General features: G+C 40.0%; 18 protein-coding genes. 14 read left to right on the forward strand and 4 right to left on the reverse strand.

Annotated elements, in window-relative coordinates; genetic code table 11:
- Position 1: 1 nt before the first annotated feature.
- The 3 genes from ACS5PU_RS12225 to ACS5PU_RS12235 are packed head-to-tail and all read right to left on the reverse strand — an operon-like array spanning position 2 to position 3,429.
- A complete protein-coding gene (locus ACS5PU_RS12225) occupies positions 2-412 on the reverse strand; it encodes a hypothetical protein (protein WP_439459450.1) in 411 nt (136 codons plus the stop codon).
- Complete coding sequence (locus ACS5PU_RS12230) at positions 384-1,979, reverse strand: hypothetical protein (protein WP_439459451.1); 1,596 nt, start codon at positions 1,977-1,979, stop codon at positions 384-386. The genes ACS5PU_RS12225 and ACS5PU_RS12230 overlap by 29 nt, the downstream gene beginning before the upstream one ends.
- A complete protein-coding gene (locus tag ACS5PU_RS12235) occupies positions 1,966-3,429 on the reverse strand; it encodes a hypothetical protein (RefSeq protein ID WP_439459452.1) in 1,464 nt (487 codons plus the stop codon). The genes ACS5PU_RS12230 and ACS5PU_RS12235 overlap by 14 nt, the downstream gene beginning before the upstream one ends.
- Positions 3,430-3,964: 535 nt before the next feature.
- Between ACS5PU_RS12235 and ACS5PU_RS12240 the strand changes: the two genes are divergently transcribed.
- The 9 genes from ACS5PU_RS12240 to ACS5PU_RS12280 all read left to right on the forward strand — a co-directional run bounded on the left by ACS5PU_RS12240 (position 3,965) and on the right by ACS5PU_RS12280 (position 10,841).
- Positions 3,965-4,642 (forward strand): response regulator transcription factor, encoded by a 678-nt coding sequence (locus ACS5PU_RS12240; RefSeq protein ID WP_439459453.1) that lies wholly within the window; start codon positions 3,965-3,967, stop codon positions 4,640-4,642.
- A complete protein-coding gene (locus ACS5PU_RS12245; RefSeq protein ID WP_439459454.1) occupies positions 4,639-5,895 on the forward strand; it encodes a sensor histidine kinase in 1,257 nt (418 codons plus the stop codon). The genes ACS5PU_RS12240 and ACS5PU_RS12245 overlap by 4 nt, the downstream gene beginning before the upstream one ends.
- Positions 5,896-5,903: 8 nt before the next feature.
- Positions 5,904-6,572: a cytochrome b/b6 domain-containing protein gene (locus ACS5PU_RS12250; protein WP_439459455.1), complete on the forward strand. Its 669-nt coding sequence runs from the start codon at positions 5,904-5,906 to the stop codon at positions 6,570-6,572.
- 32 nt (positions 6,573-6,604) lie between these two features.
- Complete coding sequence (locus tag ACS5PU_RS12255) at positions 6,605-7,297, forward strand: VIT1/CCC1 transporter family protein (RefSeq protein WP_439459456.1); 693 nt, start codon at positions 6,605-6,607, stop codon at positions 7,295-7,297.
- Between the two features lie 288 nt (positions 7,298-7,585).
- Positions 7,586-8,011: a ubiquinol-cytochrome c reductase iron-sulfur subunit gene (locus ACS5PU_RS12260; protein ID WP_439459457.1), complete on the forward strand. Its 426-nt coding sequence runs from the start codon at positions 7,586-7,588 to the stop codon at positions 8,009-8,011.
- Positions 8,012-8,017: 6 nt separating this feature from the next.
- On the forward strand, positions 8,018-8,443 hold the full coding sequence (locus ACS5PU_RS12265) for a thioredoxin family protein (RefSeq protein WP_439459458.1): 426 nt from the start codon (positions 8,018-8,020) through the stop codon (positions 8,441-8,443).
- A gap of 7 nt (positions 8,444-8,450) precedes the next feature.
- Positions 8,451-9,383 carry an FAD:protein FMN transferase gene (locus ACS5PU_RS12270; RefSeq protein ID WP_439459459.1) on the forward strand — a complete coding sequence of 311 codons (933 nt, stop codon included), beginning with the start codon at positions 8,451-8,453 and terminating at the stop codon, positions 9,381-9,383.
- Between the two features lie 2 nt (positions 9,384-9,385).
- Positions 9,386-9,616 (forward strand): DUF4266 domain-containing protein, encoded by a 231-nt coding sequence (locus ACS5PU_RS12275; protein ID WP_439459460.1) that lies wholly within the window; start codon positions 9,386-9,388, stop codon positions 9,614-9,616.
- Positions 9,617-9,629: 13 nt separating this feature from the next.
- Positions 9,630-10,841 carry a DUF3570 domain-containing protein gene (locus ACS5PU_RS12280; protein ID WP_439459461.1) on the forward strand — a complete coding sequence of 404 codons (1,212 nt, stop codon included), beginning with the start codon at positions 9,630-9,632 and terminating at the stop codon, positions 10,839-10,841.
- Positions 10,842-10,904: 63 nt separating this feature from the next.
- On the opposite strand, the gene ACS5PU_RS12285 is transcribed toward ACS5PU_RS12280, so the two are convergent.
- Complete coding sequence (locus ACS5PU_RS12285) at positions 10,905-11,270, reverse strand: helix-turn-helix domain-containing protein (protein ID WP_439459462.1); 366 nt, start codon at positions 11,268-11,270, stop codon at positions 10,905-10,907.
- 225 nt (positions 11,271-11,495) lie between these two features.
- Between ACS5PU_RS12285 and ACS5PU_RS12290 the strand changes: the two genes are divergently transcribed.
- The 5 genes from ACS5PU_RS12290 to ACS5PU_RS12310 all read left to right on the forward strand — a co-directional run bounded on the left by ACS5PU_RS12290 (position 11,496) and on the right by ACS5PU_RS12310 (position 15,879).
- Complete coding sequence (locus tag ACS5PU_RS12290; protein WP_439459463.1) at positions 11,496-12,359, forward strand: universal stress protein; 864 nt, start codon at positions 11,496-11,498, stop codon at positions 12,357-12,359.
- A gap of 57 nt (positions 12,360-12,416) precedes the next feature.
- Positions 12,417-13,436, forward strand: coding sequence for an alcohol dehydrogenase AdhP (adhP, locus tag ACS5PU_RS12295; RefSeq protein ID WP_439459464.1), 1,020 nt, complete (start codon positions 12,417-12,419; stop codon positions 13,434-13,436).
- Positions 13,437-13,467: 31 nt separating this feature from the next.
- Positions 13,468-13,782, forward strand: a complete 315-nt coding sequence (locus tag ACS5PU_RS12300) for a pyridoxamine 5'-phosphate oxidase family protein (RefSeq protein WP_439459465.1) — start codon at positions 13,468-13,470, stop codon at positions 13,780-13,782.
- Positions 13,779-13,922 carry a hypothetical protein gene (locus ACS5PU_RS12305; protein WP_439459466.1) on the forward strand — a complete coding sequence of 48 codons (144 nt, stop codon included), beginning with the start codon at positions 13,779-13,781 and terminating at the stop codon, positions 13,920-13,922. Before ACS5PU_RS12300 ends, ACS5PU_RS12305 begins: the two co-directional genes overlap by 4 nt.
- Positions 13,923-14,097: 175 nt before the next feature.
- Positions 14,098-15,879: a hypothetical protein gene (locus ACS5PU_RS12310; RefSeq protein WP_439459467.1), complete on the forward strand. Its 1,782-nt coding sequence runs from the start codon at positions 14,098-14,100 to the stop codon at positions 15,877-15,879.
- The last annotated feature ends 40 nt before the right edge of the window (positions 15,880-15,919 follow it).

Consider the following 15,919-nt stretch of genomic DNA (forward strand, 5'->3'; position numbering starts at 1 on the left):
GTTAAGGCGTGGTAATAAATGAGTAAACATCGGAGTATACCTCTTTTGATGATGCAGCGTCTTTTACATATATCTGGTAATAATAGGTTTTAGATGCAGCCATGTTATTTAAAAACACACCATATCTGTTTAAACTAACCTCATTGGCAGTATATCGCACTATATCTTTATTTTGGTATAAGGAGCTTTTATTCGTGGTTAATTTTATACCCACTTCTTTATAAGGATATTGGTGCAGCGAAAACTCTATCTTATATGCACCTTGTACATATTTCAATTCGGGATTAACCTGGTCAAAAGCATCAACAGGTACTTCTATAATCTGCTTTTTACAGGCTCCTGTTAGGATGATAAAGATGGTTAGTAATAAAACCGATAAACTTTTAACGGCCTTTGGCAATTGATACTTCATAAATCTTGCTGCTTGTAAAACCCAGATCGGTGTTGATATGTAGTTTATTATTGTAATTAAAAAAGCCGTTGAGGTAAACATTCGGCAAATTGCTTTTCAAATACACCTGATAAAGTTTCTGATCTATAGGATCGAATAGTTTAAAATCATCAAGAGAAGCTGTAACTAAGATTTTCTGATCATAAACTACTACATTTTTGGGGATAAATGTAAGTGGTTGTGCAACTGTACCACCCCAGTAAATTTCTTTGAGTGCGAAATTGTCTTCAACTTTAAATACAGCAAAAGTTGCACTCAGATTAAAACCATTATCGCTTACAGGTACCAAACCAGTTAAATACATTTTATTGTTAACGGAAATAAAATTAAAATATAAAATTTTGATATCCAGGTTCGTGGCAGATTCAAATTGTTTGCTCTGCCTGTTGTACCGGTAGATAAAATTGTCGGTCTTAATCACCAGATTAGGATTGGAAGTCTGTTCGTCGACCAAACTGAAGGCCATATAAAGATCTCCATTATGGATCAGATAATGGCTGTTTTTTACTATACGGCTGCTTCCGGAAGAATTTTGTGCTTTAAACGAATAGCTTGTCCACTTGGAAGTTCCAGGATTATAAGAATAAGCCTCAGGGTATTTATAGGCAACTGAAAAATCAGCTGGATTGGGAAAGTAGGTTTTATCTGTAGGAGGGAAAAACAACTGTCCATCAAACGAAGTGCCAGTGGCGTTGCTGTTTAAGGTATTGATGGTATTATCTGGTATAGCACCTAAAACAGTAAAACGTTGTGCCGCATCGTTCCACTTAGAAACCTGTTTGTCGAAAAAGTAGTAAAGTTCATTTTCGAAAACAGAAGCAAAATAACCACGTAAATTGGTAGGCTGAAAACTGATCCAATATCGGTCGCCATGAAATGCAAATGGAATTGATTGGAAAAAGATTTCCTTCCCTTGATAAAGCCCCTGTACCGCATAGTTTGCATTTACAGTCCTTACAATTCCTTTAATGGTCAATTTATATCTGCTGCCTGCGATAAGTACTGGATAAGCTATGGTTACAGGGTTAAGGTTTACTTTGATTTCCAGTTGAGACAGATTAAGGTTTTGCAGATTTTCTCCCTCTATATCAATGGTAAAATTTCCCTGATCATCGTAATCAATACTGGTGCTTTTGATTTGTAAGGCAAATTTGGACAATTCCTCCGATAATGTTTTAACCGTATATTCTTTGGCAGCCACTTTCTGCTCTCCATTAAGTTTGTAAAAAACTTTAAAAGCGTATTCGGTACCAGGTTCCAGTTTTTGAAGAGATAACTTTAACAGGCCATTCTCTCTGATGGCTTTTACAGTGTTGGTGGCTACTGGATCATTTTTTTTATAAAATACAACTCCAGTTTCCTCATAGCCAAGTTGCGAAAGCTTATAATTAATATTAACCTGGTTTGACGTTACAAACTCTATATAAACATTTTCAACAGAGATGACGTTCTGAAGATCCATTCCTTTTTTACACGAACAGATACCACAGAAAAACAGCAGAAGAAAGAACCATTTACATTTTTCCATCTGTATCTGTTTTAATATATACGAAATTTGGATTGTCATAGGTATAAGTTTGCATGTAGTTTAAAAAGATATTATACGAACCATCTGCATTTCCGGTAATACCCTTTAATATATGCGGCTTAATATCTTGGTAATAACGTTTCGATTTAATATTCATATCCTTGTCGAAAGTGTAAAGCCCGGCATAAGTATTGAGCCCACCGCCATCAACCTGTCCTACTACAATAATCTCACCTTTGGCATTAAAAAAAGCCTTATCAGCATTTAAGTAATCCGAAGTTTGATTTTTTTTGATCAGGGTACCATCTGTACTAAATTTAAAGTATCTTAAGTAACTGTAGGAGGAATTGCGACCAAATAAATACAGGTTATCCTGTTCATCTACCAATAATGAGGTCATCCAAAATCCCAAGTTGTATTCGTTTGGTAATGTGCCATCAAAAAGAAAATCTTTTATAAAGTCTCCATTAGGGCTACACTTATGCACCCTGATCTTGGTATAACTATCACTTTGATCCCTAAATATATAGTAGATGTTTTTTTTGGAATCAGCGTTAATGGCGACGATCCAACCTAAACGGTCGGTATTTGTTTTGTGCCAGATAATACTCAGATCATCGGGATTAATTGCCAGAAGATTTCCTTGTTGAGTACCCAAGATTATCTGTTGTGGAGAAGAGTAAAAACTCGATTGGAAAATTTGTGAACCTATTCGGTCGCCATAATTTTTGATAGCCAATATTTCACCATTACCTGATGCGAATTTTACTGCAGAATTTTGCATAAACAATATACCTTCTTCGCCTGCTTTGTGTGAAGTTAAAAGTACCTCCCCATATACCGAAAGGTTAAAACTTTTGGTGGATAATAATCGGTACCATAACATTTTTCCAAACCTATCGATTTTGAAGAAAATGATTTTAAAGGTTTCATTGTCAAAAAAGCCATCATGCTGTAATAACCTCACAAAAAGATGTCCACCATCTGGCAGTTTTTGTAAACCTGTGGTTCCTGTTAACCGAGAGTAACTATGTATTCTGTATTCTTGATAGAAAATCTGCTCATTTTCAGTTGTATTTCCTAACGTAGTAGCTGCTATAGATTGTTCAACCTGTTTACCTTCCTTAGTTGAAGCAATAACCTTAATGGTATATTTTTGTGATTGAGTAAGGTTAATTAAACTGTATTTTGTTGTGGTTAAACCATCAATAACTTTTTGGTCGTTAAGGTATACGGAGTAAGTAACAGCTTTGAAATGTGTATTGTTGACAGCATTCCACTGTATTTCTATAAATTTATATCCAGCTGCTGAAACTTCAGCTTTTAATTCCGATAACTGCTCAGGCTGTTCGATAAGATTATCTGTTATCTGAGCTAGATTATCCTTTTTGCAGGCAAATAAAAACAATAGAAAAAAGCCAAACAAGGCTTTTCTGCAAAGAAGAGGCATATAGAGCATTAATTTTTAGATTGTTAACAACTATAAAATTAGATAAAATTAAGACAAAACAAAAAAATAGCAATGAAATATCTATATACAAGAAAATATTTAAAGAAATATTATTAAAACGCCTATTGGCGCAAGCGTGCCGTGTTTGCAAAGCCCGTAGAAGGTATACTTACGCTAGACCACTAAAACGAAAAAAGCCTGAAATCTAAATTTCAGGCTTTAATTTTTTCTGCGGAGAGCGAGGCTCCCGAACCCGGGGCTGAAATCCTGCTTTAATATGGTTTAAAAGATATATTCGATAAGTGACTCACCGAATTGCTCACCTTGATTTTTTACTGCAAATGCTAATATCCAAAGATAGGTATATTATTCATTCATGCCAAGAGGTCTCTATCGGAATAATATTTGAGTTGTGATCACACGATATCCTCAATATTCCTAATTGAGAAAAAAAATCTATATTATATCCTAAACCTCGATTCCTTTTAAATAAACTTCAATTTGTCTTCAGTATCTTATACCATATTTGCATACCATGAAGATTCTAATTGTTGAAGACGAACTTTCCCTGCAGCGCAGTATAGCACAATACCTCATGTCGGAAGGTAATCTGTGCAGTATGGCCTCAACCTATGCCCAGGCACAGGATAGACTCGCGGCATATGAATATGACTGCATTTTGCTGGATCTCACACTTCCAGATGGAGAGGGACTTCAGATACTGAACTACCTTAAACGAATGAACCGGACAGAAGGGGTGATTATTATATCGGCGAGAAATTCTATAGACCAAAAGATAGAAGGTTTAAGCCTTGGTGCCGATGATTACCTGATCAAGCCCTTTCATCTCTCAGAACTCAATGCTAGAATATTGGCAGTTGTTCGCCGCAAAAGCGCTCATGGGGAACGTCATATTGAATTTAACGAAATCAGGATAGATCTTGACGCGAAAGAGGTGCTTGTAAGTGGAAAAGTGGTTTACATGACCAAAAAAGAATTTGATCTTCTGCTTTATTTTATTTCCAATAAAGGTAAAGTAATCTCTAAATCTGCTGCCGTAGAGCACATCTGGGGAGATGATTCGGATATGGCCGACAGTTTTGATTTCATTTATACCCACATCAAGAACATCAGGAAAAAGCTAACAGATGGAGGAAGCAGTGATTACTTTCAATCCGTATATGGCATTGGATATAAATTCACCGAGCTATGAAGCTATTTACCAGATATAACAGGATACTTGTGATCATCAGTCTTTTCGGACTGCTACTGATCGGTTTTCTTTTCTACCGGATGCTGACCTATTATCTCGATGAACAGATTGACCATGACCTGGTAGAAGAGATTATGGAGGTAAAGGAGTATTCAGAAAAAGGAAATTTTTATCAACCGCATGAATTTGAGGATCTCGTTGTCCAATACAAAAAAATACCAAAAGCCAATCCTTCAAGCAGCTATGCCGATACGGTCTTTTACAATCCGGTAAAGCACCGCAACGAGACTGCAAGATACCTTAAGACTGAACTCGAACTCATCGGGCAGCCTTACCAGATTTTGGTTATCGCTTCTAAATTTGAACGGCAGGAGCAGATTAGGAACATCTGCATGATTATCCTGGTTCCGGTAATGCTGCTTTTTGCTTTGGTGCTATTAATTAACCGGATTTTACTAAAAAAAATATGGGGACCGTTTGAGCAACTTTTAAAAAATATTACTGCATTCAATATCAACCGCGATCAGCCATATGAGCCTGTAGAGATGCCGGTGGAAGAATTCAGGCAATTAAATAAGGTATTGGTCGAACTTTCTGGCAAGGTGAAGTCGGATTACAATGAAATCAAACTATTTACAGAAAATGCATCACACGAAATGATGACGCCCCTCGCGGTGATCAACTCAAAGCTTGATAATATGCTCCAGTCAAATGTTCTGGGTAAAGAAGATGGCGAAACGCTCTTTGAACTGTATAAAGCAACTTCGCGTCTAACCAAGCTAAACCAATCGCTACTTCTTTTAGTTAAGATTGATAATAATTTATTGCAGGATGAGGAAAAGGTTAACTTGAAATCACTTATCGAAGAAAAGCAGGTATACTTCCAGGAACTTATCACCGAGCGGAATATTATTGTTGAAACCATATTGACCGATGTAACGATTTCTGCAAGCCGAAGCCTGCTTGAAATATTGATTAATAATCTTTTCAGCAACGTGATCAGGCATAATTATGATGATGGAAAAATTGAGATCAGTCTTGATAAAGATAAAATAGTATTTGCCAACACCGGACACAACAAAGCGCTCGATGATGAAAAAATATTTGATCGTTTTTATAAGGATAACGCTTCTGAGGGTACCGGTTTAGGGCTTGCCATACTCAAACAAATCTGTAACCGTCAGCACTACCTGCTGAACTATACTTATCATCACGATTTGCATTCATTCACAATAATATTTAACCCTCAATAAGATCATATATGGCTATTATCGAACCTGCTAATAAAGAAATCGGAGAGAACAGAAAAGGAAAGAAATATGCTTCTTCCATACGTTTCTGGCATTGGATAAATTTTATCATCATCTCCGGGTCACTGCTCACTGTGCTAATCAACTCTACACTTTTTGACCGTGCTGAGCGCAGCTTGGTGAAAAATGAATTGATCAATGCCGGCGCATCAGTAAGTGACAAGCAGGCCGGTGCAGTAACACATGGCCTTGAAGATCAGGTATGGGGCATACACATCAATTTTGGTTATGCCCTCGCTGCGCTTTTTCTTTTAAGATTAATTGCCGAGTTTTTTCTGCCTTCCGCGCAAAGGCTCCTGCCCAAGCTCAAAAAAGCTTACCAAGCTTATTTTATCTTAAAAAAAGAACGTGAAGCGGCGAAACACGAACTGGTGGTAAAGGGACTTTATCTCATTTTTTATCTCTTGCTTCTGATTATGGTTATTACCGGCCTGCTGCTGGCTTTCGAAGACTATACCGGCATCCGGGAAAATATCAACCACAGCATAAAAGAATTCCATGGCTTCTGCATGTACCTGATACTGGCTTTTATTGTCCTTCACCTGGCAGGGGTTTTTCTGGCTGAAAGAGCGAATGGAAAGGGAATTGTTTCTGATATGATAAACGGGGGAGAAAATTAAGGTAACGGTTAATCATTCTAACATGAAAGCGTATGAGCAAGCTTCATAAGGAAGAGCACCTAAAAAGCTCAGCATTTATATCTGATATTGTTATTGGGATGAGCGACGGGCTTACCGTTCCATTTGCACTTGCCGCTGGTCTGAGCGCTGCAGTAAGCAGCAATTCAATTATCATAACCGCCGGTATTGCCGAGATCATTGCCGGTTGCATCGCTATGGGGCTGGGCGGCTACCTGGCCGGTAAAACAGAGCAGGAGCATTATGAAAGTGAGCTAAAAAGGGAATACCTCGAAGTAGAAAATGTGCCCGGAAAGGAAAAAGAAGAGGTGAAGGAAATCTTTGCTGAATATGGGCTGGACGAAAAGGCACAGGATTTGATTGTGGATCAATTGATTAAGAATAAAGACCATTGGGTAGATTTTATGATGAAGTTTGAGCTGGGCCTGGAAAAACCAGACGTCAACAGGGCACGAAATAGTGCTCTTACGATAGGATTTTCATACTGTGTTGGTGGCATGTTACCTTTATCAGCCTATTTTTTTACCTCAAAACCGCAGGATGGGCTCATACTTTCTGCCGTGCTCACCACCATTTGTCTGTTTGTGTTTGGCTATTTCAAAAGCCGTGTAACCGGCCAGCCGCCAATAAAGGGTGCTTTAAAAGTTACTGCAATCGGTCTGATAGCTGCCGGGGCGGCATTTCTGATCGCAAGACTGATTACTTAAAACGTTCCATGTTTTGAAACCTTAAATTCATTATTAACAAATATTAATAGATTTTAATCTAAACTTCAGAATGTCTTCAGACTTTGTCTATAGTTTTGTTACAAGCAATCGTTTTTATCCCTATTCCAGGATAAAAGGATCGCTAAAGCCAACGGAACCTAAAGCCTTTTTATAGATAGAATTCTACACAGATTTTATTCAGCATATTCCCATCGATACTAAATGGTTATCCATCGGGACATTGTCCGAATATTTCATTGCATTGCTCATTTTAACTATAAAAAGAATATGGACAGGAAAGATTTTCTTAACAGCATTGGGATGAGCGCCGCGGCTTTCGCCCTGATGGGCTGTATCGGTTGCAAAAAAACGGATGGCAGCAGTTCTACGGATACTACAGGTCCTACCGGCGTAAACTTTACGCTCGATTTGAGCCTGGCTGCCAATGCAGCATTGCTAAGCAACGGTGGGGCATTGGTGTCAAACGGGGTTATCGTGGCCAAAACAAAAGCAGGGGCTTATATTGCCGTACAGCGATCGTGCACCCACGAAAGTTATACGCTTACCTATCAATCGGCAAACAGCCGTTTTTACTGTCCTAACCATGGCGCAACCTTTTCTGAAAACGGAGCTGTAACCAATGGCCCGGCTTCACGCTCCTTAACCGTTTATAATACCCTGCTTACGGGTACTACTTTAAAAGTTTATTCTTAAAATTTTATGAAACTACTTTTTGTTGCCCTATTGGGGCTATTTACTATTCCAGCATCATGGATGGTAAACTTTACAGAAGCTCAGAAACAGGCTAAGGCCACACATAAACAGATCCTGATTAATTTTTCTGGATCCGATTGGTGCGGTCCATGTATCCGCCTGCGCAAAGAGATTTTGGAATCCGAAAGCTTTGAACAATATGCGGCTGCCAATCTGCTGCTTGTGAGAGCAGATTTTCCAAGACAAAAGAAAAATCAGCTTCCAAAAGAGCAGGTTAAGTTAAACGAATCACTGGCCGAGTTGTACAATAAGGACGGTAAGTTTCCCTACACGGTTCTGGTAGATGAAAATGGAAAGGTGCTCAAAACCTGGGACGGATTTCCTGATGAAAGTCCGCAGGCTTTTGTTTCCGAAATTGATAAACTAAAATAATTTCATCATGGCTAAACCTGTTTCTGTAAACCGGATGCTAAAACTCATGGGAAACCGGTTTGAGTTTACTGTGATCGCTGAGCACGAGCAGGAGGGCAATGTGGCCATAGATGCCGCAATAGATGAAGTGCGAAGGATAGAATACCTCCTCACCACTTTCAGCGATCTCAGCCAAACCAGCCTGATAAATGAGCATGCCGGTTTAAGCCCGGTAAAAGTAGACGAGGAAGTAATCAATCTTTTAGAGCGGTCTATCAGGATATCAGAAATTACCGATGGTGCTTTCGATATTACCTACGGATCGATCGATAAGAGGCTCTGGAATTTTGATCAGAATATGACCAGTCTTCCTGATGAAGCTACCGCCCTAAAATCTGTTGGGCTCATCGATTACCGAAATGTGGTCCTGAACAGGGATAAATCGACTGTGTTTCTAAAAAGTAAGGGCATGCGTATCGGTTTTGGCGGAATAGGAAAGGGTTACGCAGCCGATAGGGCAAAGTTAGTACTGCAAAAGCTGGGTATTAAAAGTGGAATTGTAAATGCGGCAGGAGACCTGATTACCTGGGGTACTCAAGCCAGCGGCCATCCATGGACGGTAGGTATTGCAGATCCTGAACAAACCAACAGGCCGTTTTCTGCACTCAAAATCAGCGATATGGCGATTGCCACTTCGGGCAGTTACGAAAAATTTGTGACGATTAATGGCAAACGCTATTCCCATACCATCGATCCTAAAACCGGGCTACCGGTAAGCGGTGTAAAAAGTGTGAGTATTATCTGCCCAAGTGCAGAGCTTGCTGATGCACTTGCTACACCGGTTGTGGTAATGGGGGTAAAAATAGGGCTGGAGCTGATCAACCAGATTAAACAAGTGGCCTGTATTGTTATCGATGACAATGACAGGGTTTTTACCTCAAACAATATTAATGTGATATAAATATGAAAATTTCAAGAACATTTTTCCTTTCGATGGTTACCGCAATTTCGCTGGGCAGCATGCTTAGTGCCTGTAGCAGCGTAAAGCCTTATCAGAAAAGTAAACTCAACGATGCCGACATGATCCTTTCGGCCCGAAAGGCCCAGAAATTTGAACAGAGTTTTCAGCTTTACCGAGAAGGCGCCTCAGGTGCCAATGGAGGCAAGAGCGGTGGTGGTTGTGGCTGTAACTAAATAGGATCAAAAAATGAAAAAAATATATCTTCATGTGCTTTTTATGTACTTCGGTATATTGGGCACTTATGCCCAAACCAGGCCTGAGCCTGCAAAAGCAGACAGCAGTAAATACCAATCGCGCAAACTCAAAATCGATGAGATTAACCTGGTTTCAGCATATTACCACCAAAATGGAAATAATTCTGCCGTTACAGGAGGTATAGGTACCGAGAAACTGAGTGATTTTGCCAATACCATCGACCTCCAAATGTCCAGGTTCAATAAAAGGGGCAGGAAAAATACTTTCCTTTTCGAACTTGGTGTTGATCATTATACTTCGGCTTCTTCTGATAAGATCGATCCAAGTACCATTTCTTCAGCCTCTTCTGCTGATACCCGGATTTATCCATCTTTAAACTGGACACACTCCAATGAAGAAACCGGTAATTCTTTTGGATTCACCGGATCATATTCAACAGAATTCGATTATCAGTCACTGGGAGCAGCCTTTAACTTAACCCGTTTATCAAAAGATAAAAATACCCAGTTTGACTTCAAGCTCCAGGCATTTTTGGACCAATGGACCGTTATCCTGCCCATTGAACTGCGAACGGGCAATACCGGCAGGGGTGGTGAGCAGTACGATACCGCACCGAGGAATTCATTCAGTGCATCATTTTCGCTCTCGCAGGTAATTTCGCAGAAATTTCAGGCCTCATTGATCCTGGAACCATCATATCAGAAGGGCTTGCTTGCAACCAAATACCAGCGCGATTATTTTACCGATGGTTCGCTTCGTTCAGAAACCCTGCCCGATAAGCGTTACAAACTTCCTATCGGATTACGCATGAACTACTTTTTGGACGACCACTTTGTAATTCGCACTTTCTACCGTTATTACATGGATAACTGGGGCATTAGGGCACATACTGCAGAGCTTGAAATACCGGTGAAGATCAATTCGTTCTTCTCTATAAGCCCTTTCTACCGTTATAACAATCAGGTTGGAACCAAATATTTCGCGCCTTATGGCCAGCATTCGCCATCGGAACAGTATTTTACCAGCGATTATGACCTATCGACACTCAGCAGTGATTTTTATGGCGCGGGCATCCGGTTTGCTCCGCCGAAGGGTGTTTTTGGCTGGCAAAGGCTGAATATGCTGGAGCTGCGTTACGGGCACTATTCGCGCTCAACAAGTTTAGTTTCGAACATTGTATCGTTAAACCTCAAGTTTAAATAAAACTTTGTAAATAGTGATTGCAGATAGATAAATCGGTGATGATCAATAATTGATCGGGCCGGTTTATCTAAATTGTCCTTTTTCCAATAACGAAATGGTATTGAGCTGAATCTTGTTTAACCTTTCCTGAAGTTCCAATGCTTTGTTCTTCTCAGTGAGCAAAGCCTTCAAACGGTTTACTTCTGCCGTGAGCTTATGTTTCTCTTGCAACTCAATCTTTGAGAATACCTTTCCGCTCTCGTAATAGCTGAAAAAATTATAATTCAGGATTTCGCTGACGCGCACTAGTGTAAGGATATCGATGGTTGCGGTATTCAGTATTTCCTGTGCTTTTGTTTTACTAATCTCAAGCGCTGCGGCAATGTCTGAAACAGAGATATCTCTCTGTTTCATTTCTTTCCAGATCATTAAGCCTATATGAACACTCATTTTCTATTGGGGGGTAATGTTAAAATACTGAAATTACACAAAGGATAATAAATTTAATCTTTTTTGTGGTAATGATAATTAGTCTAAATATCCCTTGGATAAGGTTTTAGATAGATTTCCCTTATTTGTGTTATACCAGATGACGATCATTTTAATAACTGATGCGGCTCATATTTTTATCATGAGGTTTTTCCAAACTTTATGCATAACAAAAAAGAGCTCAATATGAAAAAAATATTGGTACCTGTTGATTTCTCTGCAACAGCTGAAAATGCAGCCGATTATGCTACCGATCTTGCCCATGGTATTGGTGCCAGGGTAGAACTGCTAAATATTTTTCAGGTTCCCGAGTTTTCTCCTGTTGCTGCCTCACTGGTATGGCCAATCGAAGAATATAAGCTTATAGAGGATAATGCTAAAAAAGCCCTCGGCAAGATGGTAGAAAGGGTTGAAGAAAAATATAAAAAGGCCCATCATGAGCCTGGTTTTAAAGCGGAAGTATTCGGACGATTGATTCGTGGTGAAGTAGGCGAAGAGGTAGGTAAATATTTTACTGAGGGTAAAATGAACCTCGTTGTAACCGGTTTAAACCATGCGGATAATTTAACTAAAATGTTCATGGGCAGTGCGGCCAGGAAGATCATCGGACAGGAAATACCCGTTTTGCTTGTGCCTGCGGGTTATCGGTTTAAGAAGCCTAAAAAAATAGCTTTTGCCACAGATTTTAGCCATAGCGATGTCCCCGTTCTATGTGCACTTGCCGAATTTGCAAAACCCTTTAGTGCTGATATACTGATCATGCATACTGGTCATTCAGCATCGGATTTAAACCAAAGCGCAGATTTTTTAAACAGGATTGCAGACAGGGTTAACTATAGGCATATCTATCACAGGTATGTAAATAGCCAGGGAATTAAAGAAGGTTTGGACTGGATCGTAGAGAACGGGCAAATTGATATCCTGGCCATGGTTCACCGCAAACACGATTTTTTTTATCGTCTGTTTAATGGCAGCTATACAATGAACATGTCTGATCACATTCCGATTCCGCTTTTGGCTTTACCGCCCGAACATAAGGTTCCGATGTAGTAGTCAGTAAATAAGCAAAATTCAAATCCCAAACACAAAAAGATGTATCCTAAAACAATGAAAGCTGCAGTTATCCATGAATATGGAGGACCCCTGGCCATAGAAGAACTTCCGGTTAGACCGCTCGATCAATATGAGATCCTGGTAAAAGTAATTTCATGTGGTGTATGCCATACCGATTTACATGCCTGCAATGGCGACTGGCCCGTAAAATCGAAAATGCCTCTGATACCTGGTCACGAAGCCATCGGGCTGGTTGCCGCAATGGGGGATGATGTTAAAAGTGTTAAGGAAGGGGATGTGGTTGGTGTGCCCTGGCTATACAGTGCCTGTGGCTGTTGCGAATTCTGTTTAACAGGCTGGGAAACATTGTGCTACGAACAACAAAATGGCGGTTATAGTGTTAACGGAGGCTTCGCAGAATATGTAATTGCCGATTCGAGATATGTTGCCCACTTTCCTTCACATGTTAACTTCTCAGAAATGGCTCCGATTATCTGTGCCGGCGTTACCGTTTATAAAGGCTTAAAAGAAACCGAGGTTAGCGCAGGAGAATGGGTGGCCATATCGGGCATAGGCGGACTTGGGCATCTTGGTGTTCAGTATGCAAAGGCCATGGGCTTTCAGGTAGCGGCAATTGATATATCGAACGAAAAACTGGAGATGGCCAGAAAACTTGGTGCCGACATTATAGTGAACGCGCTTGAACACGATCCTGGTGATTTTCTTAAAAAACAGACTGGTGGTATGCACGGTGTTTTGGTTACTGCGGTAACACCGGTGGCTTTCAGTCAGGGGCTTTCGGCATTACGCAGAAAAGGAACATTATCGCTAAACGGATTGCCTCCCGGTAGTTTTGACCTTCCCATATTCGATACCGTCTTAAACCGGATAACAGTTAGAGGCTCTATTGTAGGCACAAGAAAGGATATGCAGGAAGCCATCGAATTTGCTGTAGAAGGAAAGGTAAGGGCACAGGTTACACCGGCAAAACTGGAAGATATTAACGAATTATTCGGAAAGATGACAAAGGGGGAAATAGAGGCAAGGATTGTGCTGGAAATTTCGGGCAGTTAGTATTTATAAACAGATATCTAAGGATAAAAAAATGTTAGGGAAATTAGAAGAAGTGGAGATCGAAAACCTCCTTAAAGAACAATATATTGGCCGTTTGGCCTGCCATGCCCACGGCATAAGTTACATTGTACCCATTAATTATGTGTACAACAGCGGCACCGTTTACGCCCATTCCGCTCCCGGGCAAAAAATCAGGATGATGAAAAGTAATCCACAGGTGTGCTTCCAGACTGATCAGATCCGCGATACTTACAACTGGAGAAGTGCGGTATGCTGGGGCAAATTTGAGGAAATTACCAATGCTGGCGAAAACAAAGGGCACTCCAGGGCATTATCCACCGGATGATGCCCTTAACCAATACACCTTCAGAGCAGCCCTCACATGGCACAGGAAAATCCGATGCTTACGATAAAGAAATTATTGTATTTAAAATTATCCTGCACCTTAAAACCGGAAGATTTGAAATAAATGATAACAATAACTGATAATTTTATCTTGCTTCTAATATTCCAATCCGCAATTTCTACTCAAAAAAATGAGCTTGATCATTTTTTGAGTTGACAGGTATCATCCACCGGTTCCCTCAGCTTCGATAGTTTTGCTTTCGAAATCATCCGGCCTTTCGTTAAGAAGGGTCATACCCATATATAACGAAATACGATGCCACATTCATTCCATATTCCCGTATTGGGCTTAGGCTATTCTATCGATACCCCTTTAAAAGTTGCCAAATACGGCATCTCTTCCGTGCTATCTATAGTTGATGACGAACTCATCGAGCGTATGCGTGCCTATCATTCAAAAAACCGTTTCAATTCTTTCGAAGCGATTCCAAAAGGAGTAACTGACAGCCGGAGCAAACGTATCACCGCATACCTCAACTTTTTGTCGGATACTATAACTGACGATTTTAAAGCCTTAAAACAACAGGATTTCGCCGTTGGAAATGATATTTGCCGTTATTTTGAGCTTTTATCTGATTCTGCTAAATTAAAACATGGTTACGATCTGATGCTGGAATATCCGGAAGGTGAAACCAAAAAGACTTTTCAGTCACTTTTAAAAAATGCGATGAGGATGGGAGCAATTGATGTGAACATTATGGCCAAGGTAGATAAAATGAATGATGTAGATGGCGAATATTCCGGCGATACTCATTCCGATGCATTAACAGCACTACGCGGTTTTGCCGAAAGTAAACTGAGCGCTTCAGTTGTGCTGTCTGCAGGGATGAATCCGAAATTATACAGCTATATAGAAAATTTTGAAGACTTTTTTCCGGATGAAAATGGAAAGCTTAAAAAGAAAATCATATTAAAAGTAAGCGATTTCAGGTCGGCACTGATCCAGGCTAAATTTTTGGCAAAAAAGGGTTTGTGGGTTTCAGAATTCAGGATAGAATCCGGGCTGAATTGCGGTGGCCATGCGTTTGCTACAGAAGGATATTTATTGGGGCCGATTTTGGAAGAATTTAAGCAAAAGAAAAATGACATGCTTCTGGAGCTTTTTAAAATATTCGAGTCTGCTTTGACACAAAAGGGAATGCAAGCAGAAAAACAGCCCAAACAACGGATCAGTGTTCAGGGCGGTATAGGTACTGCGGCAGAACATAACTTCCTACTTCAATACTATAATTTGGATGCCACAGGATGGGGAAGCCCTTTTCTGCTCGTACCCGAAGTAACCAATGTAGATGCCCGAACATTGGAACAATTGGCCGGTTCGAGGGAGAGTGATTTTTATCTGAGCGGAGCATCTCCGCTGGGTATCCGGTTTAATAATTTTAAAAACAGTACCATAGATATCCAGCGTACAGAGCGGATAGAAAAGGGCCGTCCGGGAAGCCCGTGTACCAAGAAATACCTCTGCAACAATACCGAATTTACTGAGCAGGCCATCTGTACTGCATCCCGCGAGTACCAGCACTTAAAGATTAAAAGTTTAAAAATAGCAGGCTTACCTGCCGATGAATACCAAAAGCAGTTTAAATTGATAACCGAAAAGGTTTGTCTATGCGAGGGATTATGTGCCTCCACCTATTTAAAATATAACATCTCCAAACCAAAAGAAAGTTTGGCGGTAGCCATTTGCCCGGGGCCAAATCTCGCTTATTTTTATGATGTCTATTCATTTGATGAGATGGTTGGGCATATTTATGGAAAAATTAACCTGTTGGCGAGAGTAGAAAGGCCACATGTTTTTATTAAAGAGCTTAATCTCTATATTGACTATCTCCAGGAAGATATTAAACAGCAGTTTCAAAATTTTAGCGGTAAGAAAAAAAAGCAGTTAAATGCGTTCAAACTTCAGCTAACTGAAGGGATTAATTATTATAAAAAACTTTTTGCCGAGGTTGCAGATCAGGCATCCGGTGAATTAAAAGGATTATGTGAGCAACTAGCGAAGTCGAAAGACAAACTCGATGGATTGATTGTTGAATAAGGAAAAAAGATCGGGAATAACTTTTCTATATTTACAATGA

The organism is Pedobacter sp. GSP4 (assembly GCF_051857575.1).
In the GTDB taxonomy this organism is placed as follows: domain Bacteria; phylum Bacteroidota; class Bacteroidia; order Sphingobacteriales; family Sphingobacteriaceae; genus Pedobacter.

Bases quoted from the DNA above. Each gene is read 5' to 3' on its own strand.
- ACS5PU_RS12235 (WP_439459452.1), bottom strand. From the start codon at position 3,429: ATGCCTCTTCTTTGCAGAAAAGCCTTGTTTGGCTTTTTTCTATTGTTT.
- ACS5PU_RS12245 (WP_439459454.1), top strand. From the start codon at position 4,639: ATGAAGCTATTTACCAGATATAACAGGATACTTGTGATCATCAGTCTT.
- ACS5PU_RS12290 (WP_439459463.1), top strand. From the start codon at position 11,496: ATGAAAAAAATATTGGTACCTGTTGATTTCTCTGCAACAGCTGAAAAT.
- adhP (WP_439459464.1), top strand. From the start codon at position 12,417: ATGAAAGCTGCAGTTATCCATGAATATGGAGGACCCCTGGCCATAGAA.
- ACS5PU_RS12250 (WP_439459455.1), top strand. From the start codon at position 5,904: ATGGCTATTATCGAACCTGCTAATAAAGAAATCGGAGAGAACAGAAAA.
- ACS5PU_RS12225 (WP_439459450.1), bottom strand. From the start codon at position 412: ATGAAGTATCAATTGCCAAAGGCCGTTAAAAGTTTATCGGTTTTATTA.
- ACS5PU_RS12305 (WP_439459466.1), top strand. From the start codon at position 13,779: ATGATGCCCTTAACCAATACACCTTCAGAGCAGCCCTCACATGGCACA.
- ACS5PU_RS12255 (WP_439459456.1), top strand. From the start codon at position 6,605: ATGAGCAAGCTTCATAAGGAAGAGCACCTAAAAAGCTCAGCATTTATA.
- ACS5PU_RS12230 (WP_439459451.1), bottom strand. From the start codon at position 1,979: ATGGAAAAATGTAAATGGTTCTTTCTTCTGCTGTTTTTCTGTGGTATC.
- ACS5PU_RS12300 (WP_439459465.1), top strand. From the start codon at position 13,468: ATGTTAGGGAAATTAGAAGAAGTGGAGATCGAAAACCTCCTTAAAGAA.
- ACS5PU_RS12310 (WP_439459467.1), top strand. From the start codon at position 14,098: ATGCCACATTCATTCCATATTCCCGTATTGGGCTTAGGCTATTCTATC.
- ACS5PU_RS12265 (WP_439459458.1), top strand. From the start codon at position 8,018: ATGAAACTACTTTTTGTTGCCCTATTGGGGCTATTTACTATTCCAGCA.
- ACS5PU_RS12240 (WP_439459453.1), top strand. From the start codon at position 3,965: ATGAAGATTCTAATTGTTGAAGACGAACTTTCCCTGCAGCGCAGTATA.
- ACS5PU_RS12280 (WP_439459461.1), top strand. From the start codon at position 9,630: ATGAAAAAAATATATCTTCATGTGCTTTTTATGTACTTCGGTATATTG.
- ACS5PU_RS12260 (WP_439459457.1), top strand. From the start codon at position 7,586: ATGGACAGGAAAGATTTTCTTAACAGCATTGGGATGAGCGCCGCGGCT.
- ACS5PU_RS12270 (WP_439459459.1), top strand. From the start codon at position 8,451: ATGGCTAAACCTGTTTCTGTAAACCGGATGCTAAAACTCATGGGAAAC.
- ACS5PU_RS12275 (WP_439459460.1), top strand. From the start codon at position 9,386: ATGAAAATTTCAAGAACATTTTTCCTTTCGATGGTTACCGCAATTTCG.
- ACS5PU_RS12285 (WP_439459462.1), bottom strand. From the start codon at position 11,270: ATGAGTGTTCATATAGGCTTAATGATCTGGAAAGAAATGAAACAGAGA.